The organism is Aeromicrobium sp. IC_218 (assembly GCF_004336805.1).
Lineage (GTDB): Bacteria > Actinomycetota > Actinomycetes > Propionibacteriales > Nocardioidaceae > Aeromicrobium.
In genome coordinates, this window is record NZ_SJXM01000003.1 from 57,599 (window position 1) to 81,623 (window position 24,025).

At 73.7% G+C, this 24,025-nt stretch carries 24 protein-coding genes; 12 read left to right on the forward strand and 12 right to left on the reverse strand.

Features of this window, described 5'->3' with window-relative positions:
- The first annotated feature begins 97 nt into the window (after positions 1-97).
- The 4 genes from E0W78_RS04385 (at position 98) to E0W78_RS04400 (ending at position 5,507) form a co-directional block, all read left to right on the forward strand.
- Positions 98-442: a hypothetical protein gene (locus E0W78_RS04385; protein ID WP_131402647.1), complete on the forward strand. Its 345-nt coding sequence runs from the start codon at positions 98-100 to the stop codon at positions 440-442.
- A gap of 45 nt (positions 443-487) precedes the next feature.
- Positions 488-2,770 carry a bifunctional diguanylate cyclase/phosphodiesterase gene (locus tag E0W78_RS04390; protein WP_131402648.1) on the forward strand — a complete coding sequence of 761 codons (2,283 nt, stop codon included), beginning with the start codon at positions 488-490 and terminating at the stop codon, positions 2,768-2,770.
- Positions 2,771-2,943: 173 nt separating this feature from the next.
- On the forward strand, positions 2,944-5,019 hold the full coding sequence (locus tag E0W78_RS04395) for a hypothetical protein (RefSeq protein ID WP_131402649.1): 2,076 nt from the start codon (positions 2,944-2,946) through the stop codon (positions 5,017-5,019).
- Positions 5,020-5,132: 113 nt separating this feature from the next.
- Complete coding sequence (locus tag E0W78_RS04400) at positions 5,133-5,507, forward strand: hypothetical protein (RefSeq protein WP_131402650.1); 375 nt, start codon at positions 5,133-5,135, stop codon at positions 5,505-5,507.
- 3 nt (positions 5,508-5,510) lie between these two features.
- On the opposite strand, the gene E0W78_RS04405 is transcribed toward E0W78_RS04400, so the two are convergent.
- Positions 5,511-5,945, reverse strand: coding sequence for a MarR family transcriptional regulator (locus E0W78_RS04405; RefSeq protein ID WP_131402651.1), 435 nt, complete (start codon positions 5,943-5,945; stop codon positions 5,511-5,513).
- Positions 5,946-6,021: 76 nt separating this feature from the next.
- Here E0W78_RS04405 and E0W78_RS04410 point away from each other — a divergent pair, with 76 nt between their 5' ends.
- Positions 6,022-7,236 (forward strand): MFS transporter, encoded by a 1,215-nt coding sequence (locus E0W78_RS04410; RefSeq protein WP_242686224.1) that lies wholly within the window; start codon positions 6,022-6,024, stop codon positions 7,234-7,236.
- A gap of 3 nt (positions 7,237-7,239) precedes the next feature.
- On the opposite strand, the gene E0W78_RS04415 is transcribed toward E0W78_RS04410, so the two are convergent.
- From E0W78_RS04415 to E0W78_RS04435, 5 genes are all read right to left on the reverse strand, one after another.
- A complete protein-coding gene (locus E0W78_RS04415; RefSeq protein ID WP_131402652.1) occupies positions 7,240-9,375 on the reverse strand; it encodes a methyl-accepting chemotaxis protein in 2,136 nt (711 codons plus the stop codon).
- Between the two features lie 101 nt (positions 9,376-9,476).
- Positions 9,477-9,980, reverse strand: coding sequence for a hypothetical protein (locus E0W78_RS04420; protein WP_165570408.1), 504 nt, complete (start codon positions 9,978-9,980; stop codon positions 9,477-9,479).
- Between the two features lie 89 nt (positions 9,981-10,069).
- Entirely contained in the window at positions 10,070-12,562 is a 2,493-nt protein-coding gene (locus tag E0W78_RS04425) for a polynucleotide kinase-phosphatase (protein WP_131402654.1), read from the reverse strand.
- Positions 12,559-13,944, reverse strand: coding sequence for a 3' terminal RNA ribose 2'-O-methyltransferase Hen1 (locus tag E0W78_RS04430; protein WP_131402655.1), 1,386 nt, complete (start codon positions 13,942-13,944; stop codon positions 12,559-12,561). The genes E0W78_RS04425 and E0W78_RS04430 overlap by 4 nt, the downstream gene beginning before the upstream one ends.
- Before the next feature lie 106 nt (positions 13,945-14,050).
- Positions 14,051-14,902 (reverse strand): 3-hydroxyacyl-CoA dehydrogenase, encoded by an 852-nt coding sequence (locus E0W78_RS04435; RefSeq protein WP_131402656.1) that lies wholly within the window; start codon positions 14,900-14,902, stop codon positions 14,051-14,053.
- A 157-nt stretch (positions 14,903-15,059) separates the two neighbouring features.
- Between E0W78_RS04435 and E0W78_RS04440 the strand changes: the two genes are divergently transcribed.
- Both E0W78_RS04440 and E0W78_RS04445 read left to right on the forward strand, forming a co-directional pair.
- The gene (locus E0W78_RS04440) at positions 15,060-15,275 is read left to right on the forward strand and encodes a DUF2945 domain-containing protein (protein ID WP_131402657.1); all 216 of its coding nucleotides are present in this window, start codon (positions 15,060-15,062) and stop codon (positions 15,273-15,275) included.
- A gap of 4 nt (positions 15,276-15,279) precedes the next feature.
- The gene (locus tag E0W78_RS04445; protein WP_131402658.1) at positions 15,280-15,618 is read left to right on the forward strand and encodes a DUF3140 domain-containing protein; all 339 of its coding nucleotides are present in this window, start codon (positions 15,280-15,282) and stop codon (positions 15,616-15,618) included.
- A gap of 4 nt (positions 15,619-15,622) precedes the next feature.
- Here the strand turns inward: E0W78_RS04445 and E0W78_RS04450 are convergent, their stop codons facing one another.
- Both E0W78_RS04450 and E0W78_RS04455 read right to left on the reverse strand, forming a co-directional pair.
- Positions 15,623-16,396 carry a glycoside hydrolase family 16 protein gene (locus E0W78_RS04450; protein WP_242686225.1) on the reverse strand — a complete coding sequence of 258 codons (774 nt, stop codon included), beginning with the start codon at positions 16,394-16,396 and terminating at the stop codon, positions 15,623-15,625.
- A gap of 116 nt (positions 16,397-16,512) precedes the next feature.
- On the reverse strand, positions 16,513-16,989 hold the full coding sequence (locus E0W78_RS04455; RefSeq protein ID WP_131402659.1) for a MarR family transcriptional regulator: 477 nt from the start codon (positions 16,987-16,989) through the stop codon (positions 16,513-16,515).
- A gap of 82 nt (positions 16,990-17,071) precedes the next feature.
- Between E0W78_RS04455 and E0W78_RS04460 the strand changes: the two genes are divergently transcribed.
- Positions 17,072-17,476 carry a RidA family protein gene (locus E0W78_RS04460; protein ID WP_131402660.1) on the forward strand — a complete coding sequence of 135 codons (405 nt, stop codon included), beginning with the start codon at positions 17,072-17,074 and terminating at the stop codon, positions 17,474-17,476.
- A gap of 54 nt (positions 17,477-17,530) precedes the next feature.
- Positions 17,531-17,872, forward strand: coding sequence for a DUF1801 domain-containing protein (locus E0W78_RS04465; protein WP_131402661.1), 342 nt, complete (start codon positions 17,531-17,533; stop codon positions 17,870-17,872).
- Between the two features lie 5 nt (positions 17,873-17,877).
- Here the strand turns inward: E0W78_RS04465 and E0W78_RS04470 are convergent, their stop codons facing one another.
- The 3 genes from E0W78_RS04470 to E0W78_RS04480 all read right to left on the reverse strand — a co-directional run bounded on the left by E0W78_RS04470 (position 17,878) and on the right by E0W78_RS04480 (position 20,187).
- Positions 17,878-18,339, reverse strand: a complete 462-nt coding sequence (locus E0W78_RS04470) for a VOC family protein (RefSeq protein ID WP_131402662.1) — start codon at positions 18,337-18,339, stop codon at positions 17,878-17,880.
- A 58-nt stretch (positions 18,340-18,397) separates the two neighbouring features.
- Positions 18,398-18,787 (reverse strand): VOC family protein, encoded by a 390-nt coding sequence (locus tag E0W78_RS04475; protein ID WP_131402663.1) that lies wholly within the window; start codon positions 18,785-18,787, stop codon positions 18,398-18,400.
- A gap of 122 nt (positions 18,788-18,909) precedes the next feature.
- The gene (locus E0W78_RS04480; protein WP_131402664.1) at positions 18,910-20,187 is read right to left on the reverse strand and encodes a Glu/Leu/Phe/Val dehydrogenase; all 1,278 of its coding nucleotides are present in this window, start codon (positions 20,185-20,187) and stop codon (positions 18,910-18,912) included.
- Positions 20,188-20,341: 154 nt separating this feature from the next.
- On the opposite strand from E0W78_RS04480, the gene E0W78_RS16695 reads away from it, so the two are divergent.
- On the forward strand, positions 20,342-20,842 hold the full coding sequence (locus E0W78_RS16695; protein WP_242686226.1) for a DUF3253 domain-containing protein: 501 nt from the start codon (positions 20,342-20,344) through the stop codon (positions 20,840-20,842).
- A 7-nt stretch (positions 20,843-20,849) separates the two neighbouring features.
- Here the strand turns inward: E0W78_RS16695 and E0W78_RS04490 are convergent, their stop codons facing one another.
- On the reverse strand, positions 20,850-21,560 hold the full coding sequence (locus E0W78_RS04490) for an SDR family NAD(P)-dependent oxidoreductase (RefSeq protein WP_347559429.1): 711 nt from the start codon (positions 21,558-21,560) through the stop codon (positions 20,850-20,852).
- A gap of 147 nt (positions 21,561-21,707) precedes the next feature.
- Between E0W78_RS04490 and E0W78_RS04495 the strand changes: the two genes are divergently transcribed.
- On the forward strand, positions 21,708-22,556 hold the full coding sequence (locus E0W78_RS04495; protein WP_131402666.1) for a helix-turn-helix transcriptional regulator: 849 nt from the start codon (positions 21,708-21,710) through the stop codon (positions 22,554-22,556).
- An 89-nt stretch (positions 22,557-22,645) separates the two neighbouring features.
- On the forward strand, positions 22,646-24,025 hold the full coding sequence (locus E0W78_RS04500; protein WP_131402667.1) for an NAD(P)/FAD-dependent oxidoreductase: 1,380 nt from the start codon (positions 22,646-22,648) through the stop codon (positions 24,023-24,025).

The following is a 24,025-nucleotide window of genomic DNA, read 5'->3' on the forward strand; positions in this document are numbered from 1 at the left end:
ACCGGCCCGGTGGCGGCGGTCGTGCCGAGCGGCGTCCGCCGGGACGCCCGAGGCCGGGCCGCGCGCGCCGACCTGTGACGCCTGGCACGATGACGCCATGACGTTCACGCTGCGGGCCGGCGACCGGGTGATGGTCAACGGACGCCTGCGCAACGTCACCGCGCTCGACGCCGTGTGGGCGCCGCGGGTCCGCGACCGGCTCGTCGAGCTGGCGCGCGTCCGCTCGACCACCACCTACGGCGCGCTCAAGGAGGACCTCGGCCTGCCGCACCCGGCCAACGGGTTCGGCCGGATCCTCGACCTCGTGGCCGAGGACTGCCGCCGTCGCCAGGAGCCCCGGCTGGACGCGCTCGTGGTCACCGTGGAGCACGACGAGGTCGGGGCCGGGCACGGCGAGGGTGCCGCGGCGCAGCGCGAGAAGGTCTACGCGCACTGGGTCTGAGCGAACCCCTCATTCGTGCGGACGTCCGGCCGATGGGCCGGACGCATGGACATCTCGGACCTCCCTCGTACGACGTCCCGCCCCGACGCGCGAGCCGGGCGGGTGCTCGCCGGACCCGCCGCGCTGGCGCTGCTGACGATCGCTGCCCAGGCGTCCGCCGTCGCCTTCCACCCGGAGCGCGCGTGGCTGGAGCTCGCGACCGCTCTGCTGCTCGTCCTGCAGGCGCGCTGGTTGGCCCGCCGCGTCGCCACGTACCGGGACCGGGGACCGCAGCGGGCCATCGTGATGACCGGTCAGCTCCTCGCCCTCGGACTGGCCGCCGACGCCGTGGTGCACCTCGCCTCCTGGGACGTCCCGCACTCGGCCGGCTTCGTGACGGGCTCGATCCTGGCCTCGGTGCTCGCGTTCCACGCCGTCCTGCAGTGGGACCAGCTCGGGTCCGGCGTTCCGGACGTCGGTGACTGGACCAACGCCCTGGGGATGGTCGCGGTGCTGGTCGGCGCCGGACTGCTGCTCACCGACGGGGCGCTGCTGCCCACGGCGGGCTGGAGCGAGGCGCAGGAGATCGTCCAGCTCGTGCAGGTGGCGAACGGTCTCGTGCTGCTCGCGGCCTGCCTCAGCGTCGGGCTGCTGGCCGGCATGGGCCGGCAGTCGCGCCTGTGGGCGGTGCTGGCGACGTCCGTCGGGTTCGTCGTCGCGCAGGGCCTCGCGCTGTCGCAGGGCTTCCACGTCTCCCAGCTCGTCAGCTCGCTCGGCCAGGTGATCGTCGTCAGCGTCGTCATGGTCGCGCTGCACCACCCCCTGCCGTCGCGACGTGTCGAGGGGGAGCGACCGCCGCTGACGACCAGCTGGTCCCTGGCGCTCACGGCCGGGGCGTGCCTGGTGCTCGTGGCATCCGCCGTCTCGGACGCGGACGACCGCGCGCTGGCCGGGATCGTCGGCGGGCTCGCGGCGCTGCTCGGTGTCGCCCGTACCGCCGGGATCGTGCGGGAGATCGAGGGTGCCAACCAGAGCCGCCGCGAGGCCCGCACCGACGAGCTGACCGGGCTCGGCAACCGACGCGGACTGGCCCGGGCTCTGGGAGAGGCGATGACCAACCTCGCCGCCGGCGAGCCGGTCGCGCTCCTCGCCGTCGACCTGCGCGGGTTCCGGGACGTGAACGACCGGTTCGGTCCCGCGGCCGGTGACGACGTCCTGCGGGTGATGGCCGGGCGGATGCGCGAGCAGCTCTCCGAGCGGATGGTGTCGCGCATCAGCGGCGACCAGTTCATCGTCGTGCTGGTGGAGCCGGACGCGTCGGACCCGGCGACCACGGCCGACGGTCTCGTCCTGGCGCTCGAGCGGCCGGTCCAGGTGGGTGCCACGACCGTCCGGCTGCGGGCCAGCATCGGGGTGGCCCAGGCCGCGCCCGGCTCCGGGCTGGGGGATGCCGACGAGCTGCTGCGCCGCGCGCACGTGGCCATGCACGTGGCGAAGCGGGCCGAGAAGCACGTCGCCTACTACGACCCGAACGAGGAGGCGGCCGCCCACGCCGCACGCGAGCGGGTCGAGGAGCTGGCCGCCCTGCTCGGGCCGGCCCCGGACCCCGCCGCCGGGCACCTGGTCGTGCACTACCAGCCCCAGCTCGACCTGCGCACCGGGCGCGTGGTGGGTGCCGAGGCGCTCGTGCGCTGGGCGCACCCCACGCACGGCCTGCTGTACCCCGACGCGTTCGTCGACCTGGTCGAGCGCCACGGCCTCATGCGTCCGCTCACCGACACCGTGCTGCGGCTCGCCGCGACGCAGGCGGCGGCGTGGGAACGAGCCGGCACGCCGCTACGCGTGTCGGTGAACCTGTCGTCGTCGCTGTTCCTGGACGGGCGGCTCGAGCGGATGGTCCAGGACGCGCTCCTCGCCACCGGGGCGAGCGCCCACCTGATCGCGCTGGAGATCACCGAGAGCGTCCTCATGGAGAACGCCGAGGCGGTGCCGCGGGTGCTCGACGCCCTGGCCGACCGCGCGGTGAGCCTGAGCATCGACGACTTCGGCACCGGCTACTCGTCGCTGGCCTACCTGTCCGACCTCCCGGTGGACGAGCTGAAGATCGATCGCTCGTTCGTCCAGCGGATGCTCCAGGACGTGCGGACCCACGCCGTCGTCGCCGGCACGATCGACCTCGCGCACCGTCTCGGCCTGCGCGTCGTGGCGGAGGGCGTCGAGGACGAGGACACCCTCGAGGCGTTGCGCGCGCTGGACTGCGACGTCACCCAGGGCTACCTGCACTCGCGCCCGGTGGAGGCGTCCGCGCTCACGGGCTGGCTGGACGCGCGCACCTCCGTGCTCGGCTGAGCGGCCGCCCGCCAGGACGCGTGCCGAAGCGTTTCCGCTCAGGTCCGGCCGGGAGTGGTCGATCGGTCCTCCGCTCGCCCTCGCACCTGCTGCGCCGCCGGCCGGTGAGCATCCGTCCCGCGTCCGCGGGCACCCCGCGGCCCCTCGTTCCGTCCCCTCGCCCTGGAGCTCCTGTGTCCATCTCCCGAGGTCCCGCCGCGCTCGCGGCCGGACTCGCGCTCGTCCTGTCCTTCCTGGTCGGCGGTGCCTGGCAGCCCGCTGTCGCGGCGGCCGACCCGGCCCCGACGACCGTCGTCCTGAACCCCGACGGCGGCGTGCGCCCCGACGGCTCGGACGGCCTGCGCTTCGCCGTCAACAAGACCCCCGGCATCGGCATGGCGCCGGTCGGCAGCGACGACCCGTACCTGGCCGGCACGTCGCAGTGGTGCTGCTCCGGTGGCGCCCCGATGCTCTCGGTCGGCGGCACGCTGTTCGGCAGCGCCGGTCCGGCGGCCGGCGGCGGCAACCAGGCCTGGACGTCGGTCGCGGTGACCTCGGTGACCGGCGACGCGACGACCGGTGCCGCGCCCCTGAACGACGGCACCCGCACCGTCGCCGGCGGCGAGAGCGAGGCGACGATCCGCTACACGGCCGAGAAGGGTGGCCTGCAGTACGTCGTCACGCGCACGCTGTCGTACACCTACCCGAACCAGTACGTGGACGACGCGTACTCCTTCGAGATCCCGGCCGGCAGCACCGACGTCGTGAAGTTCTACTACGGCGGCGACTCGGCGCCCGGCTCGTCCGACCAGGGCTACGGCATCATGCTGACCCGGCCCGTGCGCTCGGTCATCTCGCTCAACCCCAGCTCGGGCATCCTGGTCGGCATCCGTGAGATGCCCGGCTCCAAGCCGTTCGACGGCGCCCGCGCCGCGAGCTTCTACGCGCCCTACTCGGTCGTCGCGGCCGGTGGCGACATCGGCTTCGAGGGCGAGACCGCCATCCACGACGCCGGGCTCATGACCCAGTGGACGCTGGGCTCGACGCCCGGCGTGCAGCAGGCCGAGATGCGTCACATCGTCGGCTTCCAGGGCACCAACCTGGACGCCCGCTTCGACCGTGCCAGCGTCCGTCCGGGCGACGTGGCCCACCTCGACGTCTCGATCGAGAACCTCAAGCTGGCGCCGGCCTCGGGCCTGGGCTGGACGCTGGACCTCCCGGCCGGCCTCACCGCCGCCGGTGCGGCCGTGAACAGCTGCGACGGCACCGTCACGTCCTCCGGCCGTCGCGTGGAGCTCTCCGGTGCCGCGGTCGAGACCGCCGACAACTGCGTCGTGCGGCTGCCCGTCCGGGCCTCCGGCACGGCGACGCTGACCGCGGCGAGCTTCGTCGCGACCGCGGGCGGCCTCGAGAACCGCGTGGGCACCTCGCGCCTCTCGATCGGCAAGCCGGCCACGCCGCCGCCGCCGGTCAAGGCGCCGACCGTCGCGCTGTCGGCCTCCAGCGACACCGTCGCCGAGGGCGGCTCGGTCACCCTCACCTGGCGCAGCACCGACGCGACGGCCCTCGCCGCCACCGGCGCGTGGCGTGGCTCGGTGCCGGCGACCGGCACCCGCGTCGTCACGCTGGGCCGCTCGGGCACGCACGTGTTCTCGCTGTCGGCCACGAACGCGACCGGCCGGGCGGCCGACCGCGTGACCGTGCGCGTGCTGCCCCGCAAGAAGCTGCAGGCGCTGGCGCCGACCACGGTCGTCCGTCCGGGCTCGGCCCAGACGGTGACCGCGCGTGGCCTCGCCGCCGGCGAGAAGGTCACGGTGCTGGTGGGCGGCAAGGTCGTGGGCCGCGGCACGGCGGACGCCTCCGGTGTCGTGCACGTGCGGGTCGTCGTGCCCCGCTCGGCCGGATCGCGTCCGGTCGTCCAGGTGCGCGGTGCCGTCGCGGGCCGCGTCGGCTCGGTGCGGCTCAACGTCGCGGTGCCCGAGAAGCTCAAGCCGTTGCGCCTGCCGCGCTCGGCGATCCGCGCCTCGGACCACTTGACGTTCGACGTCCAGCTGCTTCCGCGCGAGGACGTCACGGTGCGCTACAAGGGCAAGGTCGTCCGGACCGGGCGCGCCGACGCCGACGGCCGCTACCGCGTCTCGTTCGACGTGGGGCGCAGCTGGGGCAAGCGCACGGTGAAGGTGACCGGCGCGACCCGTGACCGGAAGGTGACGGTGAAGTTCCGCGTCGTCGAGCGCTGCGTCGTGGAGCGTCCGCGCGTCTGCGACTGACCCCACGGCACGAGGGCCCCGGGACCGTCTGGTCCCGGGGCCCTCGTGCGTTCGCCGCCCTTGACCGGGACGACCGGGAGAGGGTTACTGGAGGTGTCGGTCCAGGAGGCGCCATGAACGACGAGCCCGTCGAGCGGCTGGTCCGCGCGATCGCCGGCCACGACCGTGCCGCGCTGGGTGCGGTGCTGGCGCCGGACGTGGACTTCCGCGGCCTGACGCCGGGGCGCTCCTGGGAGGCGAGCACGGCCGACGAGGTCGTCGGGATCGTGCTCGGGCACTGGTTCGAGGACACCGACCACGTCGAGGCGCTCACCCGGTTCCAGCGCGGACCGTCGGTCGCGGACGTCGAGCAGGTCGCCTACCGGTTCGAGCTCGTCAACGAGGCCGGCCCGCACGTCGTGGAGCAGCAGGCCTACTACCGGCACGACGGGGAGCGGCTGACGTACCTGCGGGTGCTGTGCTCGGGCTTCCGCCCGCGCGGGTCCTGAGGGTCAGCCCGAGACGGTGCGCACGAGGTCGGCCAGCTCGGGCATGCCCTCGGCCTCCGCGAGCGCCTTCTGCAGCGTCTCGTCGTGGGTGGGGTGGGCGTCGTCCAAGGCGGTGCGGCCCGCCGCGGTGAGCTCGGTGTAGATGCCGCGCCGGTCGTCCGCGCACAGGATGCGGGTTAGGAACCCGCGGTCCTCCAGCCGGTTGACTAGCCGCGTGGACGCGCTGGGGGAGAGGCCCGCGGCCCGGGCGAGCTGGGACATGCGCAGGTGGAAGCCGTCCTGGCGCGACAGCGCGTCCATGACGGTGAACTCCACGACGGACAGCCCGTGCTCGGCCTGCAGCGCCTTCTCCAGGCGCGACTCGATGAGCTGGTGCAGGGCGGCGAGCCGGCGCCAGCCCTGGGCGCGCACCTCGACGGCGTCGTCGCTGATCCCCATGGTTCCTCCTCGGGCATGTCCGAGGTCACTCTACCAGCGCTTTGCAATATCCCGCGTGTGCAACTACGTTCGACGCATGACTTCATTGCACACGCGGGATGTTGCACCCGCACAGAGGCGGATGCCGGCCGGCCTGCTCGCGCTGGCCGTGGGCGGCTTCGGCATCGGCCTCACCGAGTTCGTCATCGCGGGCCTGCTTCCGGAGGTGGCGAGCGACTTCGCGGTCAGCGAGGCCACGGCGGGCTGGCTGATCTCGGGCTACGCGCTGAGCGTCGCGGTCGGGGCGATCGCGCTGACCGCCGCCGTGACCCGGCTGCCGCGCAAGAACGTCCTGCTCGGGCTGATGGTGCTGTTCGTCGTCGGCAACCTGCTGTCCGCGATCGCGTCCTCCTACGAGGTGATGCTCGCCGGACGCGTCGTCGCGGCGTTGTGCCACGGCGCGTTCTTCGGCATCGGCTCGGTCGTGGCGGCGAGCATGGTCGCCCCCGCCAAGCGCGCCGGCGCGATCGCGCTCATGTTCGGCGGCCTCACGATCGCCAACGTGCTGGGCGTCCCGATGGGGACGTTCCTGGGCCAGCAGCTCGGCTGGCGCTCGACGTTCTGGGCGATCACCGTCATCGGCGTCGTGGCCCTCGCCGCCATCGCCGTGCTCGTGCCCGCCACCGCGGACGACGACGAGCCGGGCGACCTGCGCCGCGAGGTGCGGGCGTTCCGCAGTGGCCAGGTGTGGCTGTCGCTGCTCATGACCGTGCTGGGGTTCGGCGGCATGTTCGGCGCGTTCACCTACATCGCGTACACCCTGACCGAGGTGAGCGGCTTCGCCTCCGGGGCGGTGCCGTGGCTGCTGGTGCTGTTCGGGGCCGGCCTGTTCGTCGGCAACCTGCTGGGCGGCCGCGCCGCCAACGCCTCCGTGCCGCGGACGCTCGTGGTCGTCCTCACCGCGCTGACCGTGGTGATGGTCGTCTTCGCCCTGACCGCCGAGTCGCGCGTCGCCACCGTCGTCTCGCTGCTGCTCATGGGGGCGTTCGGCTTCGCGACCGTGCCCGGCCTGCAGATGCGGATCATGACGTACGCGGGGGAGGCGCCGACGCTGGCCAGCGGGGCGAACATCGCCGCGTTCAACGTCGGCAACGCGACGGGCGCGTGGCTCGGCGGCCTGACCATCAGCGCCGGGCTCGGCTACACGTCGCCGATCTGGGTCGGCGCCGCGCTCGCCCTCGGCGCCCTGGTCGTGCTGGTGGTCGCCGAGCAGGCGGCCCGCTCGCGTCGTGTGGGCGAGCAGGCCGGCTGAGCCTCAGACCTTGAAGGCGCCGATGAGCTCGGCCAGGCGGGAGACCGTCCGGTCGAGCTCCTCGGTCGCCTGCGAGGACTCCTCGACCGCCTCGCGGGTGCGTGTCATCGTGGCCTCGACCTCGTGCAGGCTGTCGAAGATGCGCTCGCTGCCGGTCGCGGCGGACGAGACGTTCTGGGCCATCTCGTTGGTCGTGGCGGTCTGCTCCTCCACCGCGGCGGCGATGGTCGACTGGTAGTCGTCCACGCGGCCGATGGTCTCGGTGATGGCGGCGATCGCCGCGACGGCGCTCGAGGTGTCCTGGCGGATGGCGGCCACCCGGTCGCCGACCTCGCTCGTGGCCCGGGCGGTCTGTCCGGCGAGCTCCTTGACCTCGCCGGCGACGACCGCGAACCCCTTGCCCGCGGCACCGGCCCGAGCGGCCTCGATCGTCGCGTTCAGCGCGAGCAGGTTGGTCTGCTCGGCGATGGACGCGATGACGTCCACGACCTCGGAGATCTGGCTGGACGACTCGCTGAGCGTGCGCATGACGCCCTCGACCTCGGCGGCCAGGCCGACGCTCTCGCGGGCGACGCCGGCCGCCTCCTGGGCGGACCCGGAGATCTCGGCGATGGAGGCCGTCATCTCCTCGGAGCCGACGCTCAGCGTCGCGACGTTGCGCGAGACCTCGCCGGCCGAGCCGGCCGCCGCGCCGGACAGCTGGGCGGCGGTCTCGGCCGAGCCGGTCAGGTCGTCGCGGACGCTGCCGAGGCGGCGGGTGGCCGAGTCGACGCGGCCGGCCTCCTCGGTGATGTCGGTGAGCAGCTCGTGCAGCTGGCCGACGGCGGTGTTGAGCTCGCGGCTCATCGTGCCGATCTCGTCCTCGCCGTCCTCGGGCACCGTCACGGTCAGGTCGCGGTGCGCCAGCGCGCTCATGGCGGTGGTGAGGCGGCCGATGCGGCGCGACATGCGGGTGGCGACGAGCCAGGCCACGGCACCGCCGGCGAGGGCCAGGAGCACGGCGACGACGGCGAACGACGTCAGCATGCCGCGCCGGCCGTCGGCGAGCGCCTGCTTGGCGGCGTCGAAGTCGGGTCCGTAGGCCTGGACGACGACGGCCCACTGGTACGGCTCGTAGAACGCGGTGAGCACGGTGCTCTGGGCGGCGTCCGCCCCGACGCCCGGCAGGCGGTAGGTGGCGTCGGCCTGCTGGCCGGGCTCCAGGGCGGTGGCGCGCTCGAGGGTCTCCTCCAGCCAGGGCTTCCCGTCGGCGTCCTCGGGCGCCAGTTCCTCGCCGACCTGCGCGGCGTCCGTGGAGGCGATGACGCGACCGCGGTCGGCGGCGCCGGTGCTGACGATCGACACCGAGCCGTGCTCGCCGACCGTCGTGGTCTCGAGCGCGTCGCTGAGCGCGCTGATCGCCTCGGCCTGCGGGACTCCGACGAAGATCGCACCGACCACGCGGCCGCCGGCGTCCTCGAGCGGGTCGTACGCCGTGACGTTCCAGGTGCCGACGACCTGCGCCACGCCGCGGTACGGCTCGCCGGACCGGATCGCGGCGGCCACGGCGTTGTCGGTGCCGTCGGCGTTCTTGGCCGGGATGAAGGTGCCGATGGCGCGGGCGCCCTCGGCGTTGCGCACGGTCGTGGCGACGCGCAGCAGGTCGCCGGCCGCGTTCATGCGCTGGAAGACGGTGATGTCGCCGCCGACGAGCTTCTTGAGCTCGTCCACGACAGGCGTGGTGCGGTCGGCGTCGCGGTTCTGACCGAGCGCGCGGCTACCGATCGACCCGCCCGGCAGCTGGACCCGTGACACCCTCTCGTCGACCTGGTTGATGGCGCGCCAGGTGACCGGCGCGCCGTCGAGCCGCAGCCCGCCGTCCTCGGCGACGCGAGAGGCGACGACGTCCATGCTCGCGCTCTGCGCGTCCTGCACGGACTGGCCGACCGCCGCCACGAGCCGGTCGACGCCGGCCGTGACGTGCTCGAGGTCGGAGGCGGTGAGGGCGTCGACGCGGGTGCCGGCGTCGTCCGTGAACCGGGTGGTCTGCCAGGCGCCGACGGACACGAGGATCGCGGCGGTCAGGACGACGCTGCCGGCGCCGAGCGCGACGAGACGGTGGCGGAGCTGCCATCGGGACGTGGAGGGGAGGGTGCGCATGGGCGCCACCATCGGCGCGACACGTGTCGGATTGAGCCGGAACGGCGGCGGATCCGCCGGATCGGGGTGAGTCCGGTCACGACCGGTGGTGCCAAAACGGTTCAGAGGTCGAGCCGGACCTCGTAGCCCGGACCGAGCTGGCGCTGCAGCTCGTCGCGCAGACGGTGGGCCTCGTGCTCCCACGAGGTCGGGAGCGGCTGGTCCTCGAACCGTGCGTGCATCTCCCAGGCGGTGTTCCAGGCGTCGAGGTCGCGCACGAGGTCGTCGGTCAGGGGCAGGTCGCCGAGGTCGGCGTCGTCGCCGTCGTCCCAGAGGGCGTTGCCGTACTCGGCCATCAGCCGCAGGTGGACGACGGCGGGGTCGCGAGGGAGCGCCACGACGGCGTCCGGCCGCAGCCAGGCGTCGATCTCCCGCTCGAGCCGCGCGCCCTCGGCGTTCCAGCGCAGCTGGGCATCGAGCGACTCCCACCCCTCGTCCTCGTCGTAGGTGGCGTCGAGGACCTCCAGCCACAGCTGGACGTCCTGGCGGTGCGGACCCAGCGCCCGGCTGACCGGAACGGGCACCTCGACCAGGAACCCGTCGCGCTCGCCGTCGACCGGACGCACGGACAGCCCGCCTTCACGCCAGTCGACCCGGTACTCGGGCACCCACGGGCCCACGGTTCCACCGCGCCGGCCCGGGCTCAGCGGCGGCGTCACAGCCTCGGGTCGACCGGCTCGGACTCCATCGCCAGCACCGCGAACGCGCACTCGTGGACGCGCCAGGTCGGCTCGCCCGTGGCGAGCCGGCGCAGGCCCTCGAGGCCGAGCGCGTACTCGCGCAGGGCCATCGAGCGCTTGTGGCCGAGGTTGCGGTCGCGCAGGCGCGCGAGGTTCTCCGGCGCGGTGTACTCGGGGCCGTAGATGATGCGCAGGTACTCGCGGCCGCGGACCTTGACGCCCGGCTGCACCAGCCCCTTGGGCCCGCGCACCAGGTTGGCCAGCGGCTTGACGACCATGCCCTCGCCGCCCGCGGCGGTGAGCTCCTCCCACCAGCGGACGCCGGCATCGACGGACGCCGCGTCGGCGACGTCGACGACGAGCCGCCGCGTGGCGGTGAACCGCTCGGGCGCCTGCTCCACCAGCCGGTCGGCGAGGCCGAGGTGCCACAGGTGGTCACGGGACTCGTAGGTGGCTCCGGCCGTGGCGAGCAGCTGGAACGGGGCGATCGACACGCCGGCGAGACCGTCGGTCTCCCAGACGTACCGGCGGTAGGCGGCGACGTACGAGTCGGCCTCCGCAGCACGGCGGCGCGTGCGCTCGAGCAGCCCGCCGACGTCCACGCCGCGTGCGGCGGCGCGCTCCAGCACGCCCGCGGCCGCCGGAAGGGCGGCCCGAGCGGCGGCGCCCACGGCCGCGTACTGGTCGCGCACGAGTGCCCCGGCCTTGAGCGACCACGGCAGGACCTCCGCGTCCAGCACGAGCCAGTCGGTGGCCAGCTCGTCCCAGAGCCCGGCAGCGTCGACCGTCGCGGCGACCTCACCCAGCAGCGCGGACTCCAGTGGAGCGGGGAAGAACGCGCGTCCGGTGCGGGTGTGGACGACGCCGCCACCGTCGCGCGTCACGTGCAGCACGGCCCGCGAGCCCATGTGCTTCTCCTCGCACACGACGGTGTCGACCCCGGAGCGTCCGTAGTACGCGAACGCCTCGGCCGGGTGCTCGAGGTGGTCGGGCAGCGCGGAGGTGTCGACGGGCGACATCGTGGGCGGCAGGTACGCGAGGCGGGACGGCGCCACGGCGAAGCGGCTCATGACCTCCAGGGCGCCGGCGGCGTTCTCCTCGCGCAGGGAGATCCGGCCCATGTGGGCGGTCTCGACGATGCGCGGTCCCAGCACGTCGGTGAGGCGCAGGGCCTCGGGGTCGCGCGGCGTCTCGACCGGCCGCACGGGCGCGTAGTGCTCGCGCTCGGCCGGCACCTGCACGACCTCGCGCTCGGGGTAGCGCAGCGCCGACAGGGAGCCGCCGAAGACGCACCCGGTGTCCAGGCACATCGTGTTGTTGACCCACACCGGCTCGGGCACGGGTGTGTGGCCGTACAGGACGGTCGCCCGGCCGCGGTAGTCGTCGGCCCAGGGGTAGCGGACGGGCAGGCCGAACTCGTCGGTCTCGCCGCTGGTGTCGCCGTACAGCGCGAACGCGCGGACCCGGCCGGAGGCGCGTCCGTGATAGGCCTCCTTCAGGCCGGCGTGCGCGACGACGAGCCGGCCGTCGTCCAGCACGTAGTGCGCGATCAGGCCGTCGACGAAGCGGGCGACGCGGGCGCGGAAGTCCTCGGGCTCGGCGGCGAGCTGGTCGAGCGTCTCCTGCAGGCCGTGGCTGACCGTCACCTTGCGGCCGGCGAGCGCGTTCGAGAGCTTCGCCTCGTGGTTGCCCGAGACGCACAGGGCGTGCCCGGACTCGACCATGCCCATGACCAGGCGCAGGACGCCGGAGGAGTCCGGGCCGCGGTCGACCAGGTCGCCGACGAACACCGCCGTCCGCCCCGCGGGGTGGCTCGCGTCCACGGGACGTCCCTGCTCGTCGCGGACGAGGTCGTAGCCGAGGTCGCCCAGCAGCTGCTCGAGCTCGGCCCGGCACCCGTGCACGTCCCCGACGACGTCGAACGGCCCGGTGAGGTCGCGCCGGTCGTTGTGCAGGCGGGTGCGCTCGAACGTCGCCGCCTCGACCTCCTCCGGCGACGACAGCACGTGGACGTGGCGGAAGCCCTCGCGGCGCAGGCCCTTGAGCGAGCGGCGCAGCTGGTCGTGCTGGCGCCGGACGACGGACGCGCCGAAGTCGCGGTCCGGCCGGTGCTCGTTGCGCTCGACCGCGACACCCGGGGCGACGTCGAGGACGACCGCGGTGGGCAGGACGTCGTGCGCCTTGGCCAGGGCCACCAGCTCGCGCCGGGCCGCCGGCTGCACGTTGGTCGCGTCGACGACGGTGAGCCGGCCGCGCTCGAGCCGTTTGCCGACGATGAAGTGCAGCACCTCGAAGGCGTCCTTCGTGGCGCCCTGGTCGTTCTCGTCGTCGGAGACCAGGCCGCGACACCAGTCCGACGACACGACCTCGGTCGGCCGGAAGTGCTTCGCCGCGAACGTCGACTTGCCCGCGCCGCTCGTGCCGACCAGGACGACGAGGGACACCTCGGGGATCTCCAGCGTCGTCATGCCGCCACCTCCTCGCGGAACACGGCCATCTGCGTCGGTGCCCCGTGCTGCGGGTGCTCCTCGCCGACCGGCAGCAGCTCGACGGTGTAGCCGTAGGTGGTGGCGACGCCGTCGGCCCAGGCCGCGAGCTCGGCGCGCGTCCACTCGAACCGGTGGTCGGGGTGACGCATCCCGCCCGGCTCCAGGTTCGGGTAGAGGACGTTGTGCTCGGCGTTCGGCGTCGTGACGACGACGGTGGCCGGGCGCATGGCGGAGAACACGTTCGCCGTCACGGCCGGGAGACGCTCGGGGTCGACGTGCTCGACCACCTCCATCAGCACCGCGAGGTCGAACCCTCGCAGCCGGTCGTCCTGGTACTGCAGGGACGACAGCCACAGGTCCAGGCGCGAGGCCTGACGCTCGGTCATCCGGTCGACGTGCAGCCGCTTGGCCGCCGTCGAGAGCGCGACGTCGCTGACCTCGGCGCCGACGACGTGCTGGACGCCCTGCAGCTCGAGCAGGCGGCGGAGCAGCGCGCCCTGGCCGCAGCCGAGGTCGAGCACGGTCGCCGGCCGCAGCCGCTCGACCTGGGCCATGACCGCGTCGTGGCGCACCGCGACCAGCGGACGCTCGGACGCCTCCTCGGCCGGGACATCCGGGCGGTCGTCCAGCTCCTCCAGGCGGGTGCGAGCGGCGTCGACCATCTCGCGCTGGTGGGCGAGGTACCGGCGGGTGATGAGCTCGCGCTCGGGGTGGGCGGCGAGCCAGCCCTCGCCGGAGCGGACGAGCTTGTCGACCTCGTCCGGCCCGACCCAGTAGTGCTTGCCGCCGTCCAGCACGGGGACGAGCGTGTACAGGTGGTTCAGCGCGTCGCGCAGCCGCAGCCGGCCGGTGAGGCGGACGGTCGCGTAGGCGGAGTCACCCCAGGCGGGCACCTCCGGGTCGAGGGCGACGGCCGTGGCGTCGACCGTCCAGCCGAGCGGCGCGAACATGCGCTCGACGAGGTCGGCTCCGGGCGCGGCGGGCAGCTCGACGGTCAGGTCGAGCGCGGCGTCGACGAGGTGCGGCCGCGCGTCGCAGCGTCCGCCGAGCGCGGTGCGGAAGACCTTGCCCATCGCCACCGACAGCAGCGACGTCGCCGCGTACGGGCGGTCGTTGACGTACTGCGCCAGCGAGAAGCCCTCGTGCTGACGACGCCGGCCCCGCACGAGGGCGATCGGGTCGACCTCCAGCACGAGCGCGACGGTGGTCCGCTCGGCCGAGACCTCGGGGTACAGCACGGTCGCCGTGCCGCCGACGACGTCGAAGGCCTGCACGCGCTCTGGGTGCTTGTGCAGCAGGTAGCCCAGGTCGGAGGCGTCCTCCAGCACGTCGGAGCGGTCGGCGGTGATGGTCAGCAGCACCGGCACAGTCTGTCAGCCGCCCGCCGCCCGCACCTCCGGTTCCCGAGTCGGTCGACGCACGAGGGCCCCGGGACCGTGCGGTCCCGGGGCCCTCGTGGCGCGTCGGTCAGGCGGTGTAGTCGTAGAAGCCCTTGCCGGTGGCGATGCCCATGCGGCCCTGGTCGATGTACTCACGCTTGATCTTCTCGGCGAAGGCACGCTTGCCGGGGTCGTCGCTGTTCACGTTCAGGTTGTAGGGCGTCTCCATGCCCACGACGTCGAAGATCTGGAACGGGCCGGCCGGCGCACCGGTCGCCTTGCGCCAGGTGAGGTCGATCGTCTCGATGTCCGCGACACCGCGCACCCACAGGTCGGCCGCGGCGCTGAGCAGCGGGACGAGCAGCGAGTTGAGCACGTAGCCCGGCTGCTCCTTGAGCACGCGGATCGCCAGCATGCCGATCTCCTCGGCGAACGTGGCGACGGCGTCGAAGGCGTCCTGGTCGGTGCCCGCGTGGCCCATGACCTCGCCGGTGTTGTTCTTCCAGATCTCGTTGGCGAAGTGCAGCGCCAGGAAGCGTCCGGGACGTCCGGTCGAGTCGGCGATGTCGCTGGGCAGCAGGGTGGAGGAGTTGGTGGCGAAGATCGTCTTCTCCGGCGCGACCTCGGCGACCTTGGCCCAGGTCTGTCGCTTGATCTCGAGCACCTCGGGCACGGCCTCGATGACGAGGTCGGCGTCGCGCAGCGCGTCGGCCAGGTCGCTCGTCGCGCGGATGCGTCCGATCGCGGCGTCGACCTTCTCGTCGGTGGCGTCGGGCAGGTCGGCCAGGTAGCGGGCGCGCAGGTACTCCCAGCGCGCGGGCAGCTTGGCCAGGGCGTCGTCGCTGAGGTCGTAGGCCACGACGTCCTTCCCGTGGTACGCGGCCTGGAGGATGATCTGCGACCCGAGCACGCCGGTGCCGAGCACGGTGAGGTTCTGCATGAGGTGTCCTTCCTGAAGCGGACGTCGCCAGGACAGGCGGCTACTAGGTGCAGCGCGCGACCATCGCCGGTTGTTCCGCATGTGAGCCACGAGACGCGTGGCGAGTAGCCGCCGCCGCGTCGGGTATCCCTCGTCCGACCGACGACGAGGAGCAGTCATGACCCAGGAGTTCAAGAAGGGCGACCACGTGACGTGGAAGAGCCACGGCGGCGAGGCCGAGGGCGAGGTCGTCCGCAAGATCACCTCCGACACCGAGGCCGGGGGACGCACCGTCCGGGCCAGCCAGGACGAGCCGCAGTACCTCGTGCGCAGCGAGAAGAGCGGGGGCGAGGCCGTGCACAAGCCCGACGCGCTCACCCGGAAGAAGGGCTGACCCGGTGGCGCAGACGGACGACGCCGTCGCCGACGTCTGGGACGAGTGGCAGGACGCGGTCAACATGACCGCGAAGCAGGTCGAGGACTTCCTCGCCACGGACGAGTCGAAGTCGGTCGGCGACAAGGGTTCGGGCGGCGAGTCGACCGGCCACCGGTCCGGTCGCCGCATCGTGGAGATCCTGCGGACGAACAAGACGGAGCTGACGGCCGACGACGCGACCCACATGCGCAAGGTGGTCGGCTACGTCCACCGGCACCTGGCCCAGCGGCCGACGGGGGACGTCACCGACACCGACTGGCGCTACTCGCTCATGAACTGGGGCCACGACCCCACGACGTAGCCGCCTAGACGTAGGTACGCACGTGGTCGACGAGCAGACGGGGCACGAACCCGTCGGCCCGGTCGACCGCGAAGTCGAAGACCGCGACCATCAGCTGCATCGGGTACGTCGGGGGAGCGGACGTCTCGCGCACGACCTGCCCGTCGACCGCGAAGACCGCGCGGCCCCGCGTCCAGTCGACGGCGTAGTCGTGCGACTCGCGGACGTCGATCGGCACCGGCACCGCGGCGAAGTCCTCGGTGACCGTGGGGTCGCGGAAGGCGTGCACCCCGGCGCCGACGTCGGCGCTGTCCGGCGTCACCGTGCGGCCGAAGACCTCGGCGACGCAGATCTCGGCACTGCGGCGGGGCTGGTCCTCGAGGCCGACGAGCCAGAAGGCGGCCATGCTGTCGGCGTCTAGCTCCATGCGCGCCCGCACCTCCAGGCGGCCACCGGCGACGGCGTGCCCGACGAACGTCCGCTGCTCCTCGCGGACGAGCAGGCCGTCGCGGTACGGCTGCTGGCCGCGCGTGCTGCCGGCCGGCCCGGACAGGTTGCCGCTCTGGACGCCCGAGACCCGCAGCAGCGGCGTGTGGTCGTCGGCGCACCACGGCGCCTGCGCGGGCGGGATGCTCAGCTCGAGGTGCGAGCCGGTCACCGCGAACGTCGCCCGGCTCTGCTCCAGCGACGACCACGCGGGCAGGTAGTGCGGCAGCCACACGGTCTCGTCGAGCGTGTCGCCGTCGAAGCCCTCGTCCAGGACGAGGCGGGACGGGTCGGGTCGGTCCAGCTGCACCACGCGTCCTCCTCCGGACGTGACGGGACGGGCGCCCGCCGCGGGCAAGGTACCGCCGGCCCGCCCGCAGACGCATCCCCCGGGACCGGGGGATGGGGCGATGCCTGACCGCGCGGCGGCTAGTGGTCGGCCGGCCGGATGCGCAGGCGCTCGGCGATGCGTGCCAGGGCGGCGCGGTCCTCGGGCGGGAGCGGGTCCAGCACGTGCTCCCGGACGGCCCGCACGTGGGTGGGGGCCGCGGCCACGACCACCTCGTACCCGGCATCGGTGAGCGCGGCGACGGTGTACCGGCCGTCCGCGGGGTCGGGGTACCGCTCGGCCCAGCCCTTCTGCTCGAACCGCTTGAGGACGTTCGACAGCCGCGACAGCGAGCCGTTGGTCAGGTAGGCCAGCTCGCTCATCCGGAGTCGGCGGTCGGGCGCCTCGGAGATGGCGCTCAACGACATGTAGTCGAACAGGGTCAGTCCGAAGTCGCGCAGGGGCGCCTCCAGGCGCCCGGGCATCAGCAGGGCGATCGAGATGAGTCCCGTCCACGCCGCCTTCTCCTCGGCGTCGAGCCAGGCGACGGGCTCGTCGGCGCGGGAGTCGTCGGTCATGAGCGCATGCTAGCGGCGCGACTTGAGTTCACGCGTGAAGTGAACTAGGTTCAAGCGTGAAGTCAAACGAGAGGAACTCCCCATGAGCATCGACCTGATCGACCCCCCGGGCCTGCCCCGGATCCCGCTGTACCGCCAGGTGTCCGTGGCCACCGGCTCACGCCTCGTCCACGTCGCCGGCCAGGTCGGATGGGATGCCGACGGCGCGACCATGGGCACGGACCTCGCCGCCCAGCTGGAGCAGTGCTACGTCAACGTCGCGACCGCCCTCGAGGGAGCCGGAGGCTCGTGGGACGACGTCGTCGACCTGACGGTCTTCGTCGTGGACTGGCGCCCCGAGCGGATGCCCGAGCTGGTCGACGGGATGGAGCGGGCGTTCGCCCGGCTGGGGAAGCGGTTCGTGCCGCCGGCGGCGATGGTCGGTGTCGCCGCGCTGGACGTCCCCGAGCACCTGGTCGAGCTCAAGGTCGTCGCCGTCCTCGACTGATCGCCCCGGTCGCGACCGTGCCGGCGAGAGCCCGGACGGCGGTACGGTCGCGGCATGAGCGAGGACTGGAGGAGTGGGCTGGTCGACCGCCTGCGTGGCCTGGTGCGGTCGGCCGACCCGGACGTGGTGGAGGACGTGAAGTGGCGCAAGCCGTCGAACCCCGACGGTGTGCCGACGTTCTCGTGCGACGGGCTGCTGTGCACGGTCGAGACGTACAAGGACAAGGTGAAGGTGACGATGGCGCGCGGCGCGTCGCTGCCCGACCCGGCCGGCCTGTTCAACGCGAGCCTGGACGCCGGCACCCGGCGGGCGATCGACCTGCGCCAGGGCGACGAGCTCGACGAGCAGGCCTTCGTGGCGCTCGTGCGCGAGGCGATCGACCTCAACCGCCCCTGACGCCGTCAGTCGAGGCAGAACTCGTTGCCCTCGGGGTCGGCCATGACCAGGTGCCCGGCACTCATCGGCGGCTCGGGGTCGAACCGGGCCAGCCGAGTCGCGCCCAGGCCGGCCAGCCGCTCGGCCTCCGCCTCGAGCGCCGCCATGCGCTCGTCGCCCTGCAGGCCCGGCGCGGCGCGGACGTCGAGGTGGACGCGGTTCTTGCCGGCCTTGGCCTCGGGCACCTGCTGGAAGAACACCCGGGGCCCGGCACCGTCCGGGTCCTCGATCGCGGAGCGTGTGTTGCGCTGCTCGGGCGGCACGCCGAGCGAGGCGAGGAACCCGTCCCACGCGTCGAGCGGGTCGGTGCCGTCGGGCACCGGGACGCCCGGCGGGCCGGGGTGGACGTACCCGAGCACGTCGCGCCAGAAGGTGGACAGGGCGCGCGGGTCGTGCGCGCCGAACGTGACCTGCAGCTGACGACTCATGGTGCCTCCTCGGATGGTGGACGCCTCCATCGTGCGTCCGGCCACCGACAGCGACGGGTCACGACGACGCGTTCTCCCACAGCCCGATCAGGTTGCCCTCGGGATCGGTGAAGTACGCGGCGAAGCCCATGTCACCGACCGGCGTCCGGGCGCCGACCGCCTTCCCGCCCGCCGCCTCGATGCGCTGGAGGGTCGCGTCGATGTCGGGCACGTCCACGACGACGTTCGGGCCGGTCCCGGGAAAGTCGGCGGTGCGCTCGAACATGCCGCCGTTGATGAAGCCCGGCTCCGTCGGCCCGGACGCGCCGTCGGTCGGTCCGGTCTGCAGCAGGGTGTAGCCCATGCCGGGCATGTGCTCGGTGTGCCAGCCGAAGATCTCGGCGTAGAACGCGCGGGCGCGGTCGCCGTCGTCGAACGGGATCTCGAAGTGGACGACTCTTCCGGACATCGTGACCTCCTGGAGCGTGTGTCTCCAGTGAACGACCGGCTGGACGGAGCCGTCAACGACCGTGGCGGACGGTCGGCGGTGTCCGCCGTCCGTCCGACACGTCGTTCAGCGCGCCGCGCGGCTCACGGGTAGAGGCCGCGCAGGCGGTGCGCCTCGGCGACCCGGCGCACGGCCAGGCAGGTGGCCGCGGTCCGCAGCGTCACGCCGCGCTCGGCCGACTCGGCCACGACGTCCGACCACGCCGACGTCATGCGCTGGGCGAGACGGTCCTCGACCTCCTCCTGGCTCCACCAGTAGGCCTGGTTCGCCTGCACCCACTCGAAGTACGACACGACCACGCCGCCGGCGTTGGCCAGGATGTCGGGCACCACGGTCACCCCGCGGGCCGCCAGCACGGCGTCGGCGTCCTGGGTCGTGGGCCCGTTGGCGCCCTCGACCACGACGCGCGCCCGCACCAGGTCGGCGTTGCCCGCGTGCAGGACGCCCTCGACGGCGGCCGGGACGAGCAGGTCGACGTCGGCGGTCAGCACGTCCGCGCCGTCCACGGCGTGCCCGCCGGCGAAGCCGACGACCGAGCCGGTCGCGTCGACGTGCGCCTCGAGCGCCGGGACGTCGAGGCCGTCGTCGTTCGCGACGCCGCCGTACTGGTCGCTGACGGCGAGCACGCGGACGCCGGCCTCGGCCAGGAACCGGGCGGCGCCGCGGCCGACCTTGCCGAAGCCCTGCACCGCGGCGGTGCACGCGGCCGGGTCGAGCCCGACGTGGCGCAGCGCGGCGAGCGAGACGTGGACGACGCCGCGCGAGGTGGCGCTCGGACGTCCGAGCGAGCCGCCCAGGCTGGCCGGCTTGCCGGTCACGACGCCCAGGACGGTGTGCCCGGCGGCCACCGAGAAGGTGTCCATCATCCAGGCCATGACCTCCTCGTCGGTGCCGATGTCCGGCGCGGGGATGTCCTTGGCCGGCCCGATGAGCGGCATGATCTCGGACGTGTAGCGCCGGGTCACCCGCTCCAGCTCGGCGCGCGAGTAGTTGCGCGGGTCGATCGTGACGCCGCCCTTGGCGCCGCCGTAGGGCACGTCCAGCAGGGCGCACTTCCAGGTCATCCACATCGCCAGGGCACGCACCTCGTCCAGGTCGACGTCCGGGCTGAAGCGCAGGCCGCCCTTCGCGGGCCCCCGGGACAGGTTGTGCTGCACGCGGTGGCCGGTGAGCACCTCGATCGTCCCGTCGTCGCGGCGCAGCGGGATGCTCACCGTCACCTCGCGCCGCGGCACGGCGAGCATGTCGATCAGACCCGGCTCGAAGCCGAGGATCTGCGCCGCCTCCGCGAGCTGCGAGCGCGCGTCGTCGAGCGGGTTGTGCTGGGTGGCCTCGCGGGAACCGTCCGCGGTCGTGGTCATGGGGACCTCCTCGTCCTCGCGAGCCAGTCTGGAAGCCGCGGCCCATGCTGTCCAATACCTGTTCCGGCTGGCTCCCATGCCTGTCAGGCATGTCTCGTGGTGCCACAGCCGGACGCCGGGGCTAACGTGGCGGCACGCCGACCAGGAGGTGACCGTGCCGGATGCGAAGGACGTCGAGCGCACCGACGACGGGCGCTACGTGGTCGTCGACGGGCGTCGCTGGCGGGCCAGCGACCCGGGCATCCCGGACGCCCTGCGCCAGGAGCTCGTGGACGAGCTGATGGCCGCCCGCCGCGCCGTCCGGGCCCAGGAGGACGACGCCCGGGACCGCGTCCAGGACGCGAAGGTGGCCCTCGGCGAGCGCGGTCCGCGGTGGTGGGACGAGCCGGGCGACGAGGACGTCGCCGTCCGCGCCGAGGCCACGATCCGCGCGCTCCTGCGCAAGCGCGACGGCCGCACCATCTGTCCCAGCGACGCCGCCCGCGTCGTCGGCGGCGACGGCTGGCGCCGCCGCATGGACCAGGTCCGCGGCGTGGCCGCCGACCTGGCGCGGCGCGGCGAGCTGGTCGTGACGCAGAAGGGGGTCGCGGTGGACCTCGACGCAGGCGTCAAGGGACCGGTCCGGCTCGCCCGCCCGGAGGACGTCGCGGGCTGACCTGCGCTCAGTGGCCGTGCGGGTCGAGACGGTTCAGCGTCGCCACCACCTGGTCGTAGTCGCCTCGCGCCTCGCCGTAGCGCAGGAACTTCACGTTCTCGACCTGGATCTCGGTCGCGTCCGGCTGGGTCTGGATCAGGTCGACGACCTCGCGCACGAAGGCGTCCAGCGGCATCGCGAACGGGCTGTCCTTCTGCCCGGGCATGAGGTCGGTGGCCACCGACGGCGGCTCGAGCTCGACCACCGCGACGCCCGTCCCGTCGAGCTGCAGCCGGATGCTCTCGCTGAGCATGTGGATGGCCGCCTTGGTGGCGTTGTACGTCGGCGTCACCTTCAGCGGGGCGAACGCCAGCCCGGACGAGACGGTCATGATCGTGGCCTCGGGCCGGGTGCGCAGGTGGTCGATGAACGCGTCGACGAGCCGGATGGGCCCGAGCAGGTTGGTCGTGACGACCTCCGCCGCGCCCTCGGCGAAGCCGCTCGTGGTCCAGTCCTCGGCGCGCATGATGCCGGCCATCGTCACCAGGACGTCCAGGTCCGGGTGCTCGGCGACCACCTGCCGCGCGGCGGCGGTGATGCTCGCGGGGTCGGCGGTGTCGATCGCGACGGTGCCGAGGCCGTGCTCGGCGGCGATCTGCTCCAGGAGGTCGGTGCGCCGGCCGCCGACGACGACCGTGGCGCCCTTGGCCTGCAGGGCGAGGGCGAGGGCCAGGCCGATGCCGCTGGTCGCGCGGGGATGAAGATGGTGCTGCCGTGGATTCTCATGGCTCGAGTCTTCGCGCCCGGCGCGGGACGGGCCAGGGTCGGCTCATCGGGGGACCCGCGGTCCCTGCCTCGGCCCGTGCCGGTCGGGCATGATCGGCGCATGGACCGCCCCGCGCTCGCCGACTTCCTCGTCCGGCGCCGCCACGAGCTGCGGCCGCGCGACGTCGGGCTGCCGGACGGTCCGCGGCGACGCACCGCCGGCCTGCGCCGCGAGGAGGTGGCGAGCCTGGCGCTGATGTCGACCGACTACTACACGCGCCTGGAGCAGCAGCGCGGACCGCAGCCCAGCACGCAGATCCTCGGGTCGATCGCGCGGGCGCTGCGCCTGACCCCGGACGAGCGCGACTACCTGTACCGCGTCGCCGGCCACGACGCCCCCGCCCGCGAGGTGGCGACCGAGTACGTCGCGCCGGCGCTGCTGCGCGTCATGGACCGGCTCTCCGACACGCCCGCCCTCGTGCTGAACCCGCTGGGGGAGGTGCTGGTGCAGAACGGCCCTGCGCGGGCGCTGCTCGGCGACGCGTCCGGCTACACCGGGCTCGAGCGCAGCGAGGTCTACCGCTGGTTCGCCCGGCCCGAGACCGAGCGGCGGCGCTACCCCGAGGACGACCGCCCGCGCCAGAGCCGGGCGCAGGTCGCGTCGCTGCGCGCGGCCTACGGGTCGATGGGCGCGGACTCGCGCGTCGGCGAGCTCGTCCGCGAGCTGCAGCGGCTCAGCCCGGAGTTCGCCGACCTGTGGGACCGCCACGAGGTCGCCCGCCGCTTCGCCGACCACAAGGTGCTGATCCACCCGGAGGTCGGGCCGATCGAGCTGGACTGCCAGGTGCTGTTCACCGAGGACCAGACCCAGGCGCTGCTCGTCCTCACCGCCGCGCCCAACACCAAGGACGAGGAGAAGCTGCGCCTCGTCTCCGTGCTGGGCACCCAGCAGTTCACCGACGCCCGCTGACGCGCTCCCGCCCGTCCGACGGTGCGCGGGGCGACCCGTGACAATGGACGCACGGGTCTGCGGGCCGACATCGACGAAGGAGCGGGCGCATGGGTGATCGGCAGCAGGTGGACCTGGTGGTCGTGGGTCTCGGACCCGGTGGCGAGGCGCTGGCGACCGGCGCGGCGAAGGCGGGTCTGACGGTCGTCGCGGTCGACAAGCACCTCGTGGGTGGGGAGTGCCCGTACTACGGCTGCATCCCCACCAAGATGATGCTCCGCGCGGCGGACGCCCTGGCCGAGGCGCGTCGGGCGGACGCGCTCGCCGGCGACGTGTCCGTCGTCCCCTCGTGGTCGCCGGTGGCGCGCCGGGTGTCGCAGGACGCCACGGCCGACTGGGACGACCGGGCCGCGGTGGAGCGCCTGGAGGCGGCCGGGGCCACGGTGCTGCACGGCACCGCCCGGCTCGACGGCGCGCGCCGCGTGGTGGTCGAGCCCGCTGACCGCGGTGACGCCGTGGCGTTCGAGGCGACCCGCGGCGTGGTGCTCAACCCCGGCACGCGCCCGGCCGAGCCCGGCGTCCCCGGACTGTCCGGCACGCCGTACTGGACGAACCGTGACGCGGTCCGCGCGACCGACCTGCCCGGCTCCCTGGTCGTCGTCGGCGGCGGGCCGATCGGGTGCGAGCTGGCCCAGGTCTTCGTTCGCTTCGGCGTCCGGGTGACGGTCGTCCAGCACGGCGAGCGCCTGCTCCCCGGTGACGAGCCCGAGGCGTCGAAGGTGCTGTGCGACGTCCTGGAGGACGAGGGCGTCGAGGTGCTCACCGGTGCCGAGGCGTCGAGCGTCGAGCACGCGGACGGGACGTTCACGATCACGCTCGCCGACGGACGCCGGCTCGAGGCCGACCAGCTGCTGGTCGCCGCCGGTCGCCGGTCGAACCTCGACGGCGTGGGGCTGAAGACGGTCGGGCTGGACGTCGACGGGCTCGAGGTCGACGAGCGGCTCCGGGCCCAGGACGGCCTGTGGGTGATCGGCGACGTGACCGGTCACGGCGCCTACACCCACGTCTCGATGTACCAGTCGGCGATCGCGCTGCGCGACGTGCTCGGCGAGGACGGGGCTCCGGCCGCCTACGAGGCCGTGCCGCACACGACGTTCACCGACCCGGAGGTGGCCGGGGTCGGCCTCACCGAGGCGGCCGCCCGCGACGCGGGGCTGTCCGTCCGGGTCGGCACCGCCGACCTCGGCGCGTCCTCGCGCGGCTTCACGCACGGGCCGGGTGCCGTCGGGCTGGTCAAGCTGGTCGAGGACGCCGACCGAGGGGTGCTGGTCGGCGGCAGCGTGGTCGGCCCGGCAGCCGGCGAGATCCTGTCGATGATCACGCTCGCGGTGCACGCCGCGGTGCCGGTCTCGACGCTGCGCACGATGATCTACGCCTACCCGACGTTCCACCGCACGATCGAGTCGGCGCTCGCCGACCTCGACGCCTAG